Source organism: Streptomyces sp. NPDC016459 (assembly GCF_040632845.1).
Lineage (GTDB): Bacteria > Actinomycetota > Actinomycetes > Streptomycetales > Streptomycetaceae > Streptomyces.
In genome coordinates this window covers 331,308-345,770 of record NZ_JBEYCR010000003.1, presented here as the reverse complement: position 1 = coordinate 345,770, position 14,463 = coordinate 331,308, and the positions used below count along the sequence as shown (strand labels likewise).

General features: G+C 73.0%; 9 protein-coding genes. 5 read left to right on the top strand and 4 right to left on the bottom strand.

Translation table 11 applies throughout. The features are described 5' to 3' along the window. Positions 1 to 20 precede the first annotated feature (20 nt). Both rox and ABZ567_RS11765 read right to left on the bottom strand, forming a co-directional pair. Positions 21 to 1,445, bottom strand: coding sequence for a rifampin monooxygenase (rox, locus tag ABZ567_RS11770; RefSeq protein WP_360787224.1), 1,425 nt, complete (start codon positions 1,443 to 1,445; stop codon positions 21 to 23). A 225-nt stretch (positions 1,446 to 1,670) separates the two neighbouring features. Then, positions 1,671 to 2,477, bottom strand: coding sequence for a caspase family protein (locus tag ABZ567_RS11765; protein ID WP_360787222.1), 807 nt, complete (start codon positions 2,475 to 2,477; stop codon positions 1,671 to 1,673). Between the two features lie 107 nt (positions 2,478 to 2,584). On the opposite strand from ABZ567_RS11765, the gene ABZ567_RS11760 reads away from it, so the two are divergent. The 3 genes from ABZ567_RS11760 to ABZ567_RS11750 all read left to right on the top strand — a co-directional run bounded on the left by ABZ567_RS11760 (position 2,585) and on the right by ABZ567_RS11750 (position 10,209). Beyond that, complete coding sequence (locus tag ABZ567_RS11760) at positions 2,585 to 3,472, top strand: DNA/RNA non-specific endonuclease (RefSeq protein ID WP_360787219.1); 888 nt, start codon at positions 2,585 to 2,587, stop codon at positions 3,470 to 3,472. Between the two features lie 149 nt (positions 3,473 to 3,621). Next, positions 3,622 to 9,120 (top strand): trypsin-like peptidase domain-containing protein, encoded by a 5,499-nt coding sequence (locus ABZ567_RS11755; protein ID WP_360787216.1) that lies wholly within the window; start codon positions 3,622 to 3,624, stop codon positions 9,118 to 9,120. A gap of 6 nt (positions 9,121 to 9,126) precedes the next feature. Then, positions 9,127 to 10,209, top strand: a complete 1,083-nt coding sequence (locus tag ABZ567_RS11750; protein WP_360787214.1) for a serine protease — start codon at positions 9,127 to 9,129, stop codon at positions 10,207 to 10,209. A gap of 17 nt (positions 10,210 to 10,226) precedes the next feature. On the opposite strand, the gene ABZ567_RS11745 is transcribed toward ABZ567_RS11750, so the two are convergent. Beyond that, positions 10,227 to 10,895, bottom strand: a complete 669-nt coding sequence (locus ABZ567_RS11745) for a 1,4-alpha-glucan branching protein (RefSeq protein ID WP_360787212.1) — start codon at positions 10,893 to 10,895, stop codon at positions 10,227 to 10,229. Between the two features lie 146 nt (positions 10,896 to 11,041). Between ABZ567_RS11745 and fdhD the strand changes: the two genes are divergently transcribed. Further along, entirely contained in the window at positions 11,042 to 11,872 is an 831-nt protein-coding gene (fdhD, locus tag ABZ567_RS11740; protein WP_360787209.1) for a formate dehydrogenase accessory sulfurtransferase FdhD, read from the top strand. 22 nt (positions 11,873 to 11,894) lie between these two features. On the opposite strand, the gene recQ is transcribed toward fdhD, so the two are convergent. After that, the gene (gene recQ, locus ABZ567_RS11735; protein ID WP_360787207.1) at positions 11,895 to 13,925 is read right to left on the bottom strand and encodes a DNA helicase RecQ; all 2,031 of its coding nucleotides are present in this window, start codon (positions 13,923 to 13,925) and stop codon (positions 11,895 to 11,897) included. 177 nt (positions 13,926 to 14,102) lie between these two features. Between recQ and ABZ567_RS11730 the strand changes: the two genes are divergently transcribed. After that, a complete protein-coding gene (locus ABZ567_RS11730; RefSeq protein WP_360787204.1) occupies positions 14,103 to 14,354 on the top strand; it encodes an EF-hand domain-containing protein in 252 nt (83 codons plus the stop codon). Positions 14,355 to 14,463 lie beyond the last annotated feature (109 nt).

The window sequence follows — 14,463 nt, the reverse complement described above, 5'->3', positions numbered from 1 at the left end:
ACGGAACCCCGTGGCCGCGCTCAGCCCTTCGCGGCGCCGAACCACTCGGTCAGTCGGCCGCGCAGCCCTTCCTGGTCCTCACCGACCCACGCCACATGACCGTCGGGCCGCAGCAGCACGGCCGGCACGTCCAGTTCCTCGCCCGTGTCGACGACGTGGTCGACCCGGTCCGCCCAGCCCTCGACGGAGAGCCGCCCGGTCCGGTCGAGGAGGAGCCCCCGGCCGCCGCGCATCCGCTCGTAGAGCCTCCCCTCCTTCAGCTCCACGTCCCGCATCCGCAGGCCGAGCAGTTCGTGCCCCTCGCCCAGGTCGTAGCGGACGTCTATGGCGGTGATCATCCCCGTCACGTAGCGGTTGACCTCCTCGAAGTCCATCAGCTTCGAGAACAGCTCCCGCAGCGCCGTCGCACCCGCGTCGCCGCCGAGCAGCATCATCTGCGCGCGGGTGTTCTCCACCACGCGGGCGCCGGCCGGGTGCCGTTCGGCCTCGTAGGTGTCGAGCAGCCCCTCGGGCGCCCAGCCGTCGACCGCGGCGGCCAGCTTCCAGCCGAGGTTGAACGCGTCCTGGATGCCGAGGTTCATGCCCTGCCCGCCGGTCGGCGGATGGATGTGCGCCGCGTCGCCGGCGAGGAACACCCGGCCGACCCGATAGCGCTCGGCCTGGCGGGTGGCGTCGCCGAACCGGGAGAGCCAGCGCGGTGAGTGCACGCCGAAGTCGGTGCCGGCGAAGGCCCGCAGCTGCTGCCTGAACTCGTCGAGGGTCGGCGCGGCCCGGTCCTCCGACACCCCGTCGGCGGGCACGACGATGCGGAAGACCCCGTTCTCCCCGGGGACGACGCCGAACCGCATCTGGGTCTTGCGGACCTCCTCGACGACGGCGGTGATCGTCGCCTGATCCGCGGTCACCTCCATGTCACCGAGGAGCGTCTCCACCGTGGCGGGCTCGCCGGGGAAGTCGACGCCGATCAGCTTGCGTACGGTGCTACGGCCGCCGTCGCACCCGACGAGGTGGCGCGAGCGCATCCGCGTGCCGTCCGCCAGCTCGACGCTCACCCCGTCCTCGTCCTGGCTCAGTCCGACGACTTCGCAGCCGCGCCGGATCTCGGTGCCGAGTTCCCGCGCGCGCTCGTCGAGCAGCCGCTCGGTGACCGGCTGCGGAGTGGCGAGGCCGTACGGGTGAGCCGTGTCCAGGCTCTCGGGCCACGGCTTCATGATGCCGCCGAAGAGGCCGCCGACCTGGAACTTCTCGCTGACCGCGAGGAACCGGTCGAGCATCCCGCGCTGGTCCATCATCTCCACGCTGCGCGCGTGCAGGCCCTGCCCCCGGGACTCGCCGCTCGGCTCGTCCCGCTTCTCCAGCACGACGACGTCCACGTCGTGCAGCCGCAGTTCGGCCGCCAGCATCAGACCGGTCGGTCCGCCGCCGACCACGATCACGTCATGCATTCAAGAGCCCCGTTCGATGAACTGCCAGAGTCACTGGCTTCGAGCGGAGATTCTGCAACACGACGGGGGCCTTGCGGCAAGGCCCCCTGTGCGCTATACCTTGAGAGTGGCAAGGAGTGGTTGACCCTCCTTGCCTTTCTCTTTGCCCTCCGACGTCATGTCCTCGGATGCGATGCCGTGCCCTCAGGTGCCCTGCCGTGCCGTGCCCCGCCCGGATGCCGTGCCTCAGATCGTGAAGGGGCGCTGGCTCAGGAAGTCCGGCGACGGCGTGCCGGTCAGGTAGAGGTTCGGGCTCTGGGTGGGGGGCAGTCTGCGCTGGACCGCCCGGTGGAAGTCCCGGTAGCCGCCCCGGAAGGCGCCGTCGTCCCACACCTTGAGCAGGGCCGCGGTGAAGGCTCCGTTGGCGTCGCCGTCGAGGGCAACCTGGTTGTCCTGGCAGGCCGACACGAGGAGCGCGTCGGGGCCCGCTCCGTCGGACGGCGCGTCCTTCGCCAGCGAACGCCGGAGCTCCTCGAAGAAGCCGCGGTCCCGGTCGTCGAGCTGCCTCCGCTGGGGTTCGGGCAGATGGCGGGGCGTGCCCTCGGCCGCGACAGCGCCCGGGATCTCGATGCTGCTGCCGCTGTGGCAGCAGTCGAAGAGGGCGACGATCCGTACGTCGTGGGCGAAGGCGCGGAAGGCCCGGTGGACCTCGTCGTCGAGGAACTGGCGGTCGTAGAGCACCAGGGTCTCGTCGAGCGCGTCCGGCTCGTCGTCGGAGCCGGTCGCGTCCACCTGCCCGCCGTGGCCCGAGTAGGTGCAGAGCAGGATGTCTCCGGGGCCGAGCCGTGCGGCGGCGTCGCCGAGCGCGGCGGTGACCTTGTCGACGGTGCCGTCGGGGGTGAGCAGGACGGTGGTGTCGAATCCGGCGGTGCGGGCGAGTCGCTCCATGTCGTGGGCGTCGTTCTCGCAGGCGTTCAGGGTGCCGTCCCAGCCGTCGTAGCGGGCGGGGTCGACCTGGTTGAGCCCGATGTGCAGCGAGAGTCCGGTGGCCATGGGTTGCCTCCTGGCGGGAAGCGGAGGGGAGACCGCCCGGGGCGTCTGATCGAGTGGCGTGTGGTCCGGCGCCGAGCGCGACCCTCTCCACGCGGTACTTACATCGTATGAACCCTTCGGATCTCCCGCCCCCTCCGGGCGAGAACGGCGTCCCCCGTGATCTGCTCGCCGACCGCACCGGCTACGACGAGGGTTTCCTCGGCCCGGTCGTCCCGCTGCCGCTCCCGGCGCGGGAGGCGGTCGAGACGGTGATCCTGCCGTACACCCACTTCACCGTGGTCTTCCGGCCCGACCGCCGCCTGGCGGCGTCGACGGCGGTGTGCATCGAAGGGCGCGAACTCCAGGAGGACGTGCCCCGCGACGACGTCTGGCTCTTCGATCCCCGGCTGCCCGACGAGCACCAGGCGGGCAACGACGTCTACCGGAACAACAGCCTCGACCGCGGCCATCTGGTGCGCCGGCTCGACCCGGTCTGGGGACCCATGGCCACGGCGCTCCGCGCCGACGCGGACACCTTCCACTACACCAACGCCGCGCCCCAGGCGGACGTCTTCAACCAGGGCAAACAACTCTGGCAGGGCCTGGAGAACCACCTCCTCGACCACGCCGCCGCGTTCGACCGGAAGCTGACGGTCCTCACGGGCCCGGTGCTTCAGGACTCCGACCCGCCGTACCGGGGCATCCAGGTGCCGATGCGCTTCTGGAAGGTGGCGGCGTTCCTCCAGGACGGGGCGCTCGCCGCCGCCGGGTACGTCCTCGACCAGAGCCCCGACCTGAGCCGGGACGCGGAACGGGCCCGCGCCGGAGCGGAGGCCGGGGCGCCGCCGCCGCTCGGCCCGTTCCGGACGTACCAGGTCCCCGTGTCGGACATCGCGGAGATCACCGAGCTGGAGTTCGGACCGCTGCCGGACGTGGACGTGATGCCTCCGACCCGGGCCCCCGAGGATCGCTGGCGGCGCCTCGAGTCGTACGAGGACATGGTCCTGCACCCCTGACCCGCGAGGCCCCTCCTCCGCGTCCGGCCGCGATTGCGGCCCTTCCGGGCCGGTGGAACGATGGGAGGGATCGGTCGCCACGTCCGATCCGTCACGTTCCCGGCGCCGGAGCGACCGGCGCTGAGCGAAGCTCGCCGGACAGGTGCGGTATGCCGCTCACCGAGACCGAGTGGGGGCTCGTCGTCAGCTGGGTGCGGGACCATCTCCTCGACACCCCGGAGCCACGCGACCGGTTGCTGCGCGCGGGCCTCCCCGCCGACTTCGTCGAGGACCTGCCCCTCACCCCGGACCCCGACCGCAACGCCGTGCTCGTGGTCGTCGCCGCCCGCCGGGACATCGCCCACCAGCGCCGGCTGCTCTCCGTCCTCGCCGGTCTCGACGCGCTGTCCGCCATCGACGAACCGCGCGCCTTCGAACAGGGCGCCGAGGCCCGGAACCTGCTCACCCGCCTGCGGGAGGACGAACACCTCGGGCGCTCCGCGCGGGACCCGTTGGACAGCCGTCTGTTGAAGCACGGCACCGCCGTGTTCCTCGACCGGTCCGAGCTGCGCGAGAAGCTCCGGGGGTTCCTCACCGACCCGGAGCAGACGGTGCTGATCGTCGACGGCCCCCCGGACAGCGGCCGTTCCTACACGTACGAGCTGATCCGCCACCTGGGGCAGCACCACGGCTTCCGTCCGGTACGCGTGACCCTGTCCCGCACGTCGACGGCGGCGCGGCTGATGGAGCGGCTCTCGGCCTTCCTCGTGGGGCCGGAGGCCGACGGGTTTCCGTTGAATCCCACACGGTTGAACGATCCGCTGCCGTCCTTCGAGGACGCCGCCCACCGTATCGTCGCCCGCGCGACCGCCGCCGAGGTCCGCTTCTGGCTGGTCCTCGACGACTGCGACCGGCTCGACCCGCACGCGGACGTGTGGGACGCCATCGGGGTCCTGGCACGGGCGATCTACGAGCACACCCCGGTACGGGCCGAGACCGTGCCCCGGCTCGTGCTGCTCGGCTACGCCACGACGATGCGCCAACTCCCCTACGAGATACGCAAGAACGAGTGCCGGGACACCACCCGTCTCGCGGACGAGGGGGATGTCCGGGACTTCCTCCAGGAGTTCTTCACCGACACGGTCGCCCCCGGACAGGAAGGGACGGTCCGCGAGCTGACGGAGACGGCCGTGATCGAGGTCCTCCGTGCCGTCGACTCACCCTCGGGCGACGAGAGTTACATGCGGCGCTTGTGCACGGCTGTGGAGGATGTCATACGGATCCACCGGACGCTCCCGCCCTCGCCCCCGCCGGGCGAGGCGGGCCGGCTGCTGCGGGACGCCCTGCGCGCGACCGGCTCCGCCGCCGTCGCCCTGCCCGACCCGCGCCGCTCCTACCGCGAGGCGGCCTGCCTGCTCCAGGAGTTCGACCCTTCGCTGCTCCGCCTGCCCGGTGAGGAACGGTCCACCGGGCGGGCGGTCCTGGAGCTCGTCGACGACTGCACTGCCCTGCCCTCCTCCGGGGCGTCGGTCTGGGCGCTCAAGCCCGAGATCCGCGACGCGGCGCTCGCGGGGCTCGCGGGGCCCTCGGCCGCGTGGGACGTCCTGCGGACCAACATCGGGCTGCGGCCCGAGGGACCCGGTCCGGAACGCGCCGCCCTGGCTCTGCTCGCCGGCACCGACGCCCCACCCACCCACGTCGGCTCCCCGCGGCCCTCGTCACCCTCGTCACCCTCGTCACCCTCGTCACCCTCGTCGCCCCCGTCGCCCTCGGAGGCCCCAGCGTCCCTGGCGGACGACGACGACGTCGAGGCGCTGTCCGACACCCTCCAGGCCGTGCTCTGGCTGAGCCGTGTGCCGGGCGTGACCGGGCTGCCCTCCGTCGACGAGGTCCAGCACCGCCTGGAGGAGGCCCGGCTGCTCCAGCCGATGCGCCGGCTGATCCGGGGGACCTTCCACGGCCGCACCGCCGAACTCGACTCCCTGCACGCCTACCTGGCACTTCCCGAGGAGCCCGCGGAGCCCCCGGTGCTCCTCCACGGCCTCGGCGGCATCGGCAAGAGCACCCTGCTGGCCAAGTTCCTGGTCGACGCCCTCGCCGCGTCCCCGACCGGCTTCCCCTTCGCCTACATCGACTTCGCGCGTCCCACCCTCTCCGTCCACGAACCCGCCACCGTGATCGCGGAGACGGCACGACAGATCGCCGTCCACCACCCGGGCCTCCGCGCCTCCTTCGAGGCGCTCGCGGACGAGTGCGAGCGGACGGCCGCGGGCCAGCGCGGGGAACGCAACGAACTCGACGAGCTCCGCGGCCTGGCCGGCACCCGGGCCACGCTCGCCCGCGACTACTCGTCCGACTTCCACGCCCGGGCCAGCGCCCGCGAACAGGAACTCGCCCACCGGCTCGCGTCCCTGGTCGCCGAGGCGGTCCGCCCGGCGCCCGGCGGGACCGCGCCGCCGTTCGTCATCGTGATCGACTCCTTCGAGGAGGCCATGTACCGCGGCTCCCCCGTCATCACCCGGATGTGGGCCATCTGGACGGCGCTCCGCGCGGCCTACTCGCGGCTGCGGTTCATCGTCTCGGGACGCGCGCCGATCGACCACCCGGCCCGGGTCCTCACCCCGCGCACCATGGAGCTGACCGAGCTCGACCACGAGGCGTCCGTGGACCTCCTGATGTCGTCCGGGGTCCTCGACGAGGCGCTCGCGGAGGACCTCGCGGACCGCATCGGCGGCCATCCGCTGAGCCTCAAACTGGCGGCCCGGACGGCGGTCGCCCTGGGCACCGGCTCCCCCGCACTCGGCGGGCTCCTGCGCGGACTCCCCTCCCGACGCCGCTACTTCGACCGCCAGGTCGACCAGATGCTGATCCAGGGCACTCTGTACGACCGCATCCTCAAGCACATCGCGGAGGACGACGTCCGGGCCCTCGTCCAGGCGGGGCTCGCACTCCGCTTCATCACCCCCGACCTGGTCCGGGAGGTGCTCGCCGGTCCGGCGGGGCTCCGTGTCGCGACCGCGGGAGAGGCCAGGCGGCTGTACGGGCTGCTCACCTCACGGGTCGACCTGATGGAGTCGGCGGGCCCCGACGCCATCAGGCACCGGGCCGATCTGCGCGCCATCATGCTGCGCCTCTCGGACAGCGCGCGGACCGATCTGATGCGGGCCGTGGACCGCAGCGCCGTCGCCTACTACGCGGTCCGCGAGGGAGCCGGGAACCGTGCCGAGGAGATCTACCATCGGCTACGGCTCGGCGAGAACCCCCGTACGGTGGAGGAACGCTGGGAACCGGGAGTCGCCGGATACCTCGGCGGGGAGACCCACCGGGAGATGGCACCCCGCTCGGCCGCGTTCCTGCTCGGCAGGATCGGCGGCCACGTACCCGACCAGATCATGGTCGAGGCCGCCCAGGAGGACTGGGAGCGGATCGCCGCGCGCGAGGTCGAGGACCTGCTCACCCAGGGGTACGTGGAGGCCGCGGCCCAGCGGCTCGCGGAGCGGCGCCCGTGGACACCGTGCAGCCGGCTGCACGCGCTGCTGGCGGAGACCCTGGCCCGGTCCGGACGCACGGCGGAGGCGCTCGCGAGCGCCGAGCGGGCCGTGGACGGGGCGACGGAGGCGGGCTGCGCGGAGACCCAGCTCGAACTGCTCCAGCTGTCCGCGCGGCTGGCGCAGGACACGGGTGACTTCGCGGCCGCAGACCGGAACCTCCAGGAGGCGGAGGAGATCGCGGCGGGCCTCGGGCTGCGGTACGAGTCCCTGGGCGTACTGGTCGCACGCTCCCGGCTCGCGGCCCTCGCGGACGTCGACGCGGCCCCGGCGCGGGACCGGCTCGCCCGCACACTGCGCGGGATGCCGGACGCCGACCTGGCGCGACAGCCTTCCCTGGCCCGGACGGCGGCGGCCGCCGCCTGCCGTTCGGATCCCCAACTCCTGGAACACACGCTGAGGTTGGTGGGTCTCCCGGCGGACGAGGAGACGGTGGTGACCGAACTCGCCCACTGGATCGACACCACCCTCACCGACGAACCCGCACTCCGCGAGCCGCTGACCCGCATCCTGGAGTCGGCGGCGGGCGAGACGTACCCCCCGGTTACCGGAGTGGCCTACCCGTCGGCGCCCGGGGAGGCGTCGGGGGTGGCCCCTCCGTCGGGGGCGGGCGAGGCGTACCCGGCCCCGGCGGCGGGTGCCCGGCTGGACCTCGCCCGGATCGAGCGGGACCTGCGGGCGGCGCGGCGGCGCGGCACCCTGGACGGTGTCGCCCGGCAGGTGCTGACGCTCCGGGACGACAGCGGGGACCTGCTGCTCGGGGTCGCCGCGGCGATGGACTCCGGCCCGCTGCCGCGCGGCGCGGCACGGCGGGCCGTCGCCGCCGCCGGCGCGTCCGCCCGCGGTCTCGCCCCGTCCGGCGGGGAGCCGGGCCCCTGGGCGGCCTCCCGCCCCGGCCACGGCGGCGCAGGGCTGTGGACCCGGCCGCCTCCGAACGCCGCCGGAGCAGCGGTCCGCGCGGAACCGTTCCTGCCGCAGCGGGACCTCGTCCGCCTCCGCAACGCCGCCATGGAGGCGGGACTCGCGGACCGGTCCCTGCGCGCGGCCCTCCTCAAGGGCGTCCCCCGCTACTTCACGGCCACGCTCGAACCGCTGGACGACCCGCGGGAGCAGGTCCACGCCGACCTGAACGCGATGAACCAGGTCGAGCGCCTGATCGACGGCCTCGTCCCTCTGGAGATCTGGCTGCACAACGCGATCGAGAACACCCGTGAACCCGGCCCGCGCGCCGTCCTCCAGGGCGCCCTCGACACCGTGGCCCGCGCGATCACCGGCGAGGCGGAGCTGCCGGCGGAGATGATGCCCGGGGAGATGAAGGAGGAGATCATCCTCCAGGACGACACCGTGCCGTACGAGTTCCTCCACGGCGGCATCCGGGCCGGCGCCTGCGTCGCGCTGCTGCGGATCCCCCCGTACGAGGCGGGCGCCCCGCTCCTCCCCTCGTATCCGCACGGCGGTACGGGGTGGATGATCGCCCCCGGTCTGCTGATCACCAACCACCATGTGGTGATGGCCCGTTCCCACGAACCTGGGGTCCGGCCGTACGTGAGCGACGAGGATCTACGACTCCAGGCGCTCATGTCCCGCTCGCGCTTCGACTTCGTCGAGAACGCGGCGGCGGCGCCGGAGGCGACGGCCGGTGAACTCGCCGCGTGGGACGCGACTCTCGACTACGCGATCGTGCGGCTCTCGCCCGACCAGGTGGAGCGCCCCATGCTCAGGGTGTCCACCCGACCACTGCTCGTCCGGGAGCGGCAGCGCGTGCCGGTCAACATCATCCAGCACCCCGGCGGCATGCCGAAGCGGGTCGCGCTGCGCAACAACCTGGTCTACCGGGCGGACGAGCACGACATCCTCTACTTCACCGACACCCGGGGCGGCTCCTCCGGCTCACCGGTCTGCCTCGACGACTGGACGGTGGTGGGGCTGCACCGCGGGACGCGGAAGGTCGACGACGTCGAGTTCCAGGGAGCACGGACACGGTTCGTGAACGTCGGGACCCAGATGAGCAGCATCCTCGGGCATCTCCGTGAGTTCCGGACGGAGTTGTACGAGGAGGTCATGGCCGCCCAGTCGGGGCGGCCCGGCCGCGCGGACGCGACGAACGGAAGACCGAGGTGAGGGACCATGCCGAACGGACCACGGAGGGTGTCACCGGTCGAGACCGCCACCGAGCAGATCTTCGGTGATCTGCGGGAGGTCGCCGCGCGGGTGCGCGGCGACCTGGAGGCCGAGATCGCGGAGTCCACGTTCGAACTCCCCGCCGACGCGGCACCGGCGGCCGAGTTCTCCCGCTTCGCCCGTGAGGAGCGGGCCCGTGTGCTCGAGGCCGGGGTCAGCGGCCTGGAGAAGCTGGCCGCACACCGGGAGGACGAGCTCGACGGCGACGAGGTCTTCGGGGTGGAGGCGATCGTCCTCCTGGAGGGCCGCCCCGCGATCCTGGTCCAGCGCCAGGACTTCGCCCCGCAGCATGACGAGTGGGCGGTCCTCGACGGTCAACGACCCTCCATCCGCGAGTCCCTGGCACGGGTCGGCCGGGTCGAGGTCACCGGGCACCCGCGACTCGACTGGGTCGGTACGGCCTTCCTCGTCGGCCCCGGAACGGTCATGACGAACCGTCACGTGGCGGTGGAGTTCAGCCGGTCCCGGGACGACGGCGGCGCCCCCTGGGCCTTCGAGTACGGCATGTCGGCGCGGGTGGACCCGGCGGAAGAGCAGCCGGTCGACGGCGTGTCGCCGGGGGCCTCCGCCCCGTACGAGATCACGGGGATCATCGGCATCCACGAGGACGTCGACATGGCCCTGTTGCGGGTCGAGCCCTCCGCCGACGGCGGGCTGCCCACCCCGCTGGCGGTCGCGGCGGACGCCCCGGCGAGCGTCCCCGGCCGCCCCGTGTACGTGGTCGGGTATCCGGCCTGGGACGGCCGGCGCAACGAACCGGAGTCGATGCGCCGGATCTTCATGGACGTCTACAACGTGAAGCGGCTGCAGCCGGGCATGGCGACCGGGTTCACCCCGGGCGGCCTGGTGATGAGGCACGACTGCTCGACCCTCGGCGGAAACAGCGGCTCCCCGGTCTTCGACCTCGGCGACCACCGCGTCCTCGGCCTCCACTTCGGCGGCCGCTACCGGACGGGAAACCTCGCCGTCCCGCTCTGGGAGCTGGTCGACGATCCGCTGCTCGCCGCGGCGGAGGTCAACTGGGTCTGATCACCCCGCCCGTACGGTCATCCCTGCCCGGCCTCGGTGAGCACGGCGGCGAACTCGCCCCGGGCGGTGGTGCCGTCGGACAGCCGCCACTCGGCGGTGACCCGGCCGCCGCCCTCCGTGGCGGAGTCCGCACCGGCACGGAGGACCCGCCGTACCCGAAGGGTCAGCGGCGCGGACGCGCCGGGGACCCGTACCACCACGTCGGTGTGGTCCCTGCCTTCGGTGACCCGCACGAGTTCCACGTCGGCCGCGTCGCCCGCCGCCGGGGCGGGCGAGACGACGACGGTGGGGTCGGGGGCGTCGGTCTCGGACTGGGCCTGGGCCTGCGTCCGGCCGGTGAGGAGCGCGTACAACTGGGTGACGAACACCGGGTCGTGGGTGGCGTCGTGAACCCAGCGCTTTCCGAGGACGCCGTGCTCCATGGTGCCGATCAGGGCGTGCTCGGCGCCCGCAAGGGGGCCGGCGCGGTACGTCATGGGGACGAGGTACGTGACGGCAGTGTCGCCCTCGCCGTCGGTCACCGCGACGATCTCGATGCCGACCTCGCCCGCCGGGTCGTCGAGCCGGAAACCCCCGGCGTTCACCGGCCTCGCCTCCGCGCCGGTGTGCCACTGGCGGGCGGGCAGCCACTCCGTGAGCAGTTCCAGCTTGGTGGGGCGCAGGGTGGTGCGGTGGATGACGGCCATCGTGCGGGTCTCCCTCTCCTCCGTGGTCCGGGCCTGCGCAAACTAACAGACCGTGTCGGGACCGACGAAGCCGACGCGGTCGGCGGGGGCGGCCGCCACCGTGGCAGAGTCTGAGGGGTGGGGCCGAACCGTTGGAGGAGCGAATCATGGGACGAGTGACCGTGCGGCGGCGCGTACTGCGCATCCGGGACGGCGTGACCTCGCACCGCCCGGACACCCTGGCCGCCGAGGAACCGATGGAGATCCGCGTCGGCGGACGCCCGCTGACCGTGACGATGCGGACCCCCGGCGACGACTTCGACCTCGCCGCCGGATTCCTGGTGAGCGAGGGCGTCGTCCACGCCGCGGCGGACGTGACGGGGATCCGCTACTGCGCGGGCGCCACCGCCGACGGAGGCAACACGTACAACGTGGTCGATGTCGGCCTGGCCCCGGACGTCACCGCTCCCGACGCCTCGCTGGAACGCAACTTCTACACCACGTCCTCCTGCGGCCTGTGCGGCAAGGCCAGCCTCGACGCCGTCCGCACCACCGCCGCCTGGACCGTCGGCGACGACCCGCTGCGCATCGGGGCCGACGTGCTGGCGGCGCTCCCCGACACGCTGCGGGCGGCCCAACGCGTCTTCGACACCACCGGAGGCCTGCACGCCGCCGGGCTCTTCGCGCCCACCGGCGAACTGCTCTGCCTGCGCGAGGACGTCGGCCGGCACAACGCCGTCGACAAGGTCATCGGCCACGCCCTGCGCGAAGGGCGGCTTCCGCTCCGGGGCACCGTCCTGATGGTCAGCGGCCGCGCCTCCTTCGAACTCGTGCAGAAGGCGGTCATGGCCGGCATCCCGCTGCTCGCGGCCGTCTCCGCCCCCTCCTCGCTCGCCGTCGACCTCGCCGCGGAGACCGGACTCACCCTCGTGGGATTCCTCCGGGGCGCGTCCATGAACGTCTACACCCACGACGAGCGCGTCGACACCCCCGGCTGACGACCGGGGCCCCCCGGGGGGGCTACCGCCAGTCGTCCCAGGGCGGCGGCTCCTCCATGCCGTCCATGTCGTAGGGCGGCTCCTCGTCGTACGGCGCCGCGGTCTCCGGAGCGGCAGCGGACTCGGGCCGGACTGCCGGCGCGGGGACGGCGGCGGCGACGGCAGGGGTGGGCGGGGCGGTGGTGGGCCCGGCGGCGGTGGCGCCGCACTCCGCCAAGGCGGCGAGGACACCCTCGGCGTACTTGGTGAGCTTGGCCTCACCGACGCCTCCGATGGTGCCGAGCTCCTCGACCGTGCCCGGGACCCGCGTCGCGATCTCCCGCAGCGTGGCGTCGTGGAAGACGACGTACGCCGGTACGCCCTGCTCGCGCGCCGTCGCGGCCCGCCAGGCGCGGAGCGCCTCGAAGACCGGCACGGCGGCGTCCGGCAGGTCGACCGGCACCCGGGCGCCCTTGCCCGAGCGGGCGCCGGACTCCTTGCGGGCGGGGGCGGCCGGCGCCTTCTCCTTCCGCATCGTGACGGTGCGGCGCCCGCCGAGCACCTCGCCGCTTTCCTCGGTGAGCACGAGCGTGCCGTAGTCGCCCTCCACCGTCAGGAGCCGCAGCGCGAGGAGCTGGCGGACGACCCCGCGCCACTCCGCGGTGCCCAGCTCCGCGCCGACGCCGAACACCGAGAGCGCGTCGTGGTCGAACTGGATGACCTTGGCGGTCTTCTTGCCCTGGAGGATGTCGATGATCTGGCCGGCGCCGAACTTCTGGCGCCGCTCCTTGGCGAGGCGCCATACGGTGGACAGCAGTTTCTGCGCGGCGACCGTGCCGTCCCAGGACTCGGCCGGGGTCAGGCAGGTGTCGCAGTTGCCGCAGGGCTCGCCCGACTGTCCGAAGTACGCGAGCAGCCGCACACGGCGGCAGTCGACGGTCTCGCAGAGCGCGAGCATGGCGTCCAGGTGCATGGCGAGGGCGCGCCGGTGCTGCTCGTCGCCCTCGGAGCCGTCGATGAGCTTGCGCTGCTGGACCACGTCCTGGAGGCCGTACGCCAGCCATGCCGTGGCCGGCTCGCCGTCACGCCCGGCGCGGCCGGTCTCCTGGTAGTAGCCCTCGACCGACTTCGGCAGGTCGAGGTGGGCCACGAAGCGCACGTCCGGCTTGTCGATGCCCATGCCGAAGGCGATCGTCGCCACGACGACGACCCCGTCCTCCCGCAGGAAGCGGGACTGGTTGGCCGCGCGCGTACGGGCGTCCATGCCGGCGTGGTAGGGCACGGCGTCGATGCCGTGCTCCACCAGGAGGGCCGCGGTCTTCTCGACGGAGGCCCGCGAGAGGCAGTAGACGACTCCGGCGTCCCCCTCGTGCTCGGTCCGGATCAGGTCGAGCAGCTGCTTGTGCGGGCTGTTCTTGGGGACGATGCGGTACTGGATGTTCGGCCGGTCGAAGCCCGCGACGAAGTGCCGGGCGTCCTCCAGGCCGAGCCGGGCCGCGATCTCCTTGTGCGTGGCCTCGGTGGCCGTCGCGGTCAGCGCGATGCGCGGCACCTTGGGCCAGCGCTCGTGCAGCATGGACAGGGCGAGGTAGTCGGGGCGGAAGTCGTGGCCCCACTGGGCGACGCAGTGCGCCTCGTCGATCGCGAAGAGCGACACCGTGCCCCGGTCGAGGAGCCGCTGGGTGCCCTCGGTGCGCAGGCGCTCGGGGGCCAGGTAGAGCAGGTCGAGCTCGTCGGCGAGGAAGGCCTGCTCGACGGCCTGGCGCTCGTGCGGATCCTGCGTCGAGTTGAGGAATCCGGCCCGCACTCCGAGGGCCCTGAGCGCGTCCACCTGGTCCTGCATCAGGGCGATGAGCGGCGAGATCACGACGCCCGTCCCCTCTCTGACGAGGGCCGGGATCTGGTAGCACAGGGACTTGCCGCCGCCGGTCGGCATCAGCACGAGGGCGTCGCCGCCGCCGACGACCTGCTCGATGATCTCCTGCTGCTCCCCTCGGAAGGAGCTGTAGCCGAAGACGCGGTGGAGGACGCCCGCTGCCTCGGAGATCACGGCGGAATCGTCGGTGAGGACCATTCACCCACCCTATCGGCCGGCACCGACACCCCTGCCGCCTCCGGGCGAACCTGTGGACAACCTCCCCGGCGGCGGGCCACCCTCTGAGGCAACGTGCGGGGCGAACCCCGCGTCCTTCCGCACAGGGACGCGTCGGCCGACACGACACCCCCCCGGCCCCAGGGAACAGGACACATCATGAGCGACAAGGCCCGCACTCTCTTCGACGCCCTCGACCTCGACCACGACGGGACGCTGACCCGCACCGAGGTGATCAGCGCCCTGCGTGCCAAGGGCCCGACCCTCGCCGCGCAGGGAGTGATCCCCTTCTGGGGCGTGGGTACCGCCGACGACGCATCGGCCCTGTTCGACGAGGCCGACCAGAACGGCGACCGCGTCCTGTCGTTCGAGGAGTTCGCCATCCTGGTCGACCGCCGCTTCGGGTGGTGACCGGGGAGGGGCGGCGCGGAGACCGTACCCACGCCCCTCGGGCGGCCCGCCGGACACGGCCGCTCACCTGTCCGGGGGCGTGGACGTCTTGACCGGAGCGGCACCCCGG

Bases quoted from the DNA above. Each gene is read 5' to 3' on its own strand.
- rox (WP_360787224.1), bottom strand. From the start codon at position 1,445: ATGCATGACGTGATCGTGGTCGGCGGCGGACCGACCGGTCTGATGCTG.
- ABZ567_RS11765 (WP_360787222.1), bottom strand. From the start codon at position 2,477: ATGGCCACCGGACTCTCGCTGCACATCGGGCTCAACCAGGTCGACCCC.
- ABZ567_RS11760 (WP_360787219.1), top strand. From the start codon at position 2,585: ATGAACCCTTCGGATCTCCCGCCCCCTCCGGGCGAGAACGGCGTCCCC.
- ABZ567_RS11755 (WP_360787216.1), top strand. From the start codon at position 3,622: ATGCCGCTCACCGAGACCGAGTGGGGGCTCGTCGTCAGCTGGGTGCGG.
- ABZ567_RS11750 (WP_360787214.1), top strand. From the start codon at position 9,127: ATGCCGAACGGACCACGGAGGGTGTCACCGGTCGAGACCGCCACCGAG.
- ABZ567_RS11745 (WP_360787212.1), bottom strand. From the start codon at position 10,895: ATGGCCGTCATCCACCGCACCACCCTGCGCCCCACCAAGCTGGAACTG.
- fdhD (WP_360787209.1), top strand. From the start codon at position 11,042: ATGGGACGAGTGACCGTGCGGCGGCGCGTACTGCGCATCCGGGACGGC.
- recQ (WP_360787207.1), bottom strand. From the start codon at position 13,925: ATGGTCCTCACCGACGATTCCGCCGTGATCTCCGAGGCAGCGGGCGTC.
- ABZ567_RS11730 (WP_360787204.1), top strand. From the start codon at position 14,103: ATGAGCGACAAGGCCCGCACTCTCTTCGACGCCCTCGACCTCGACCAC.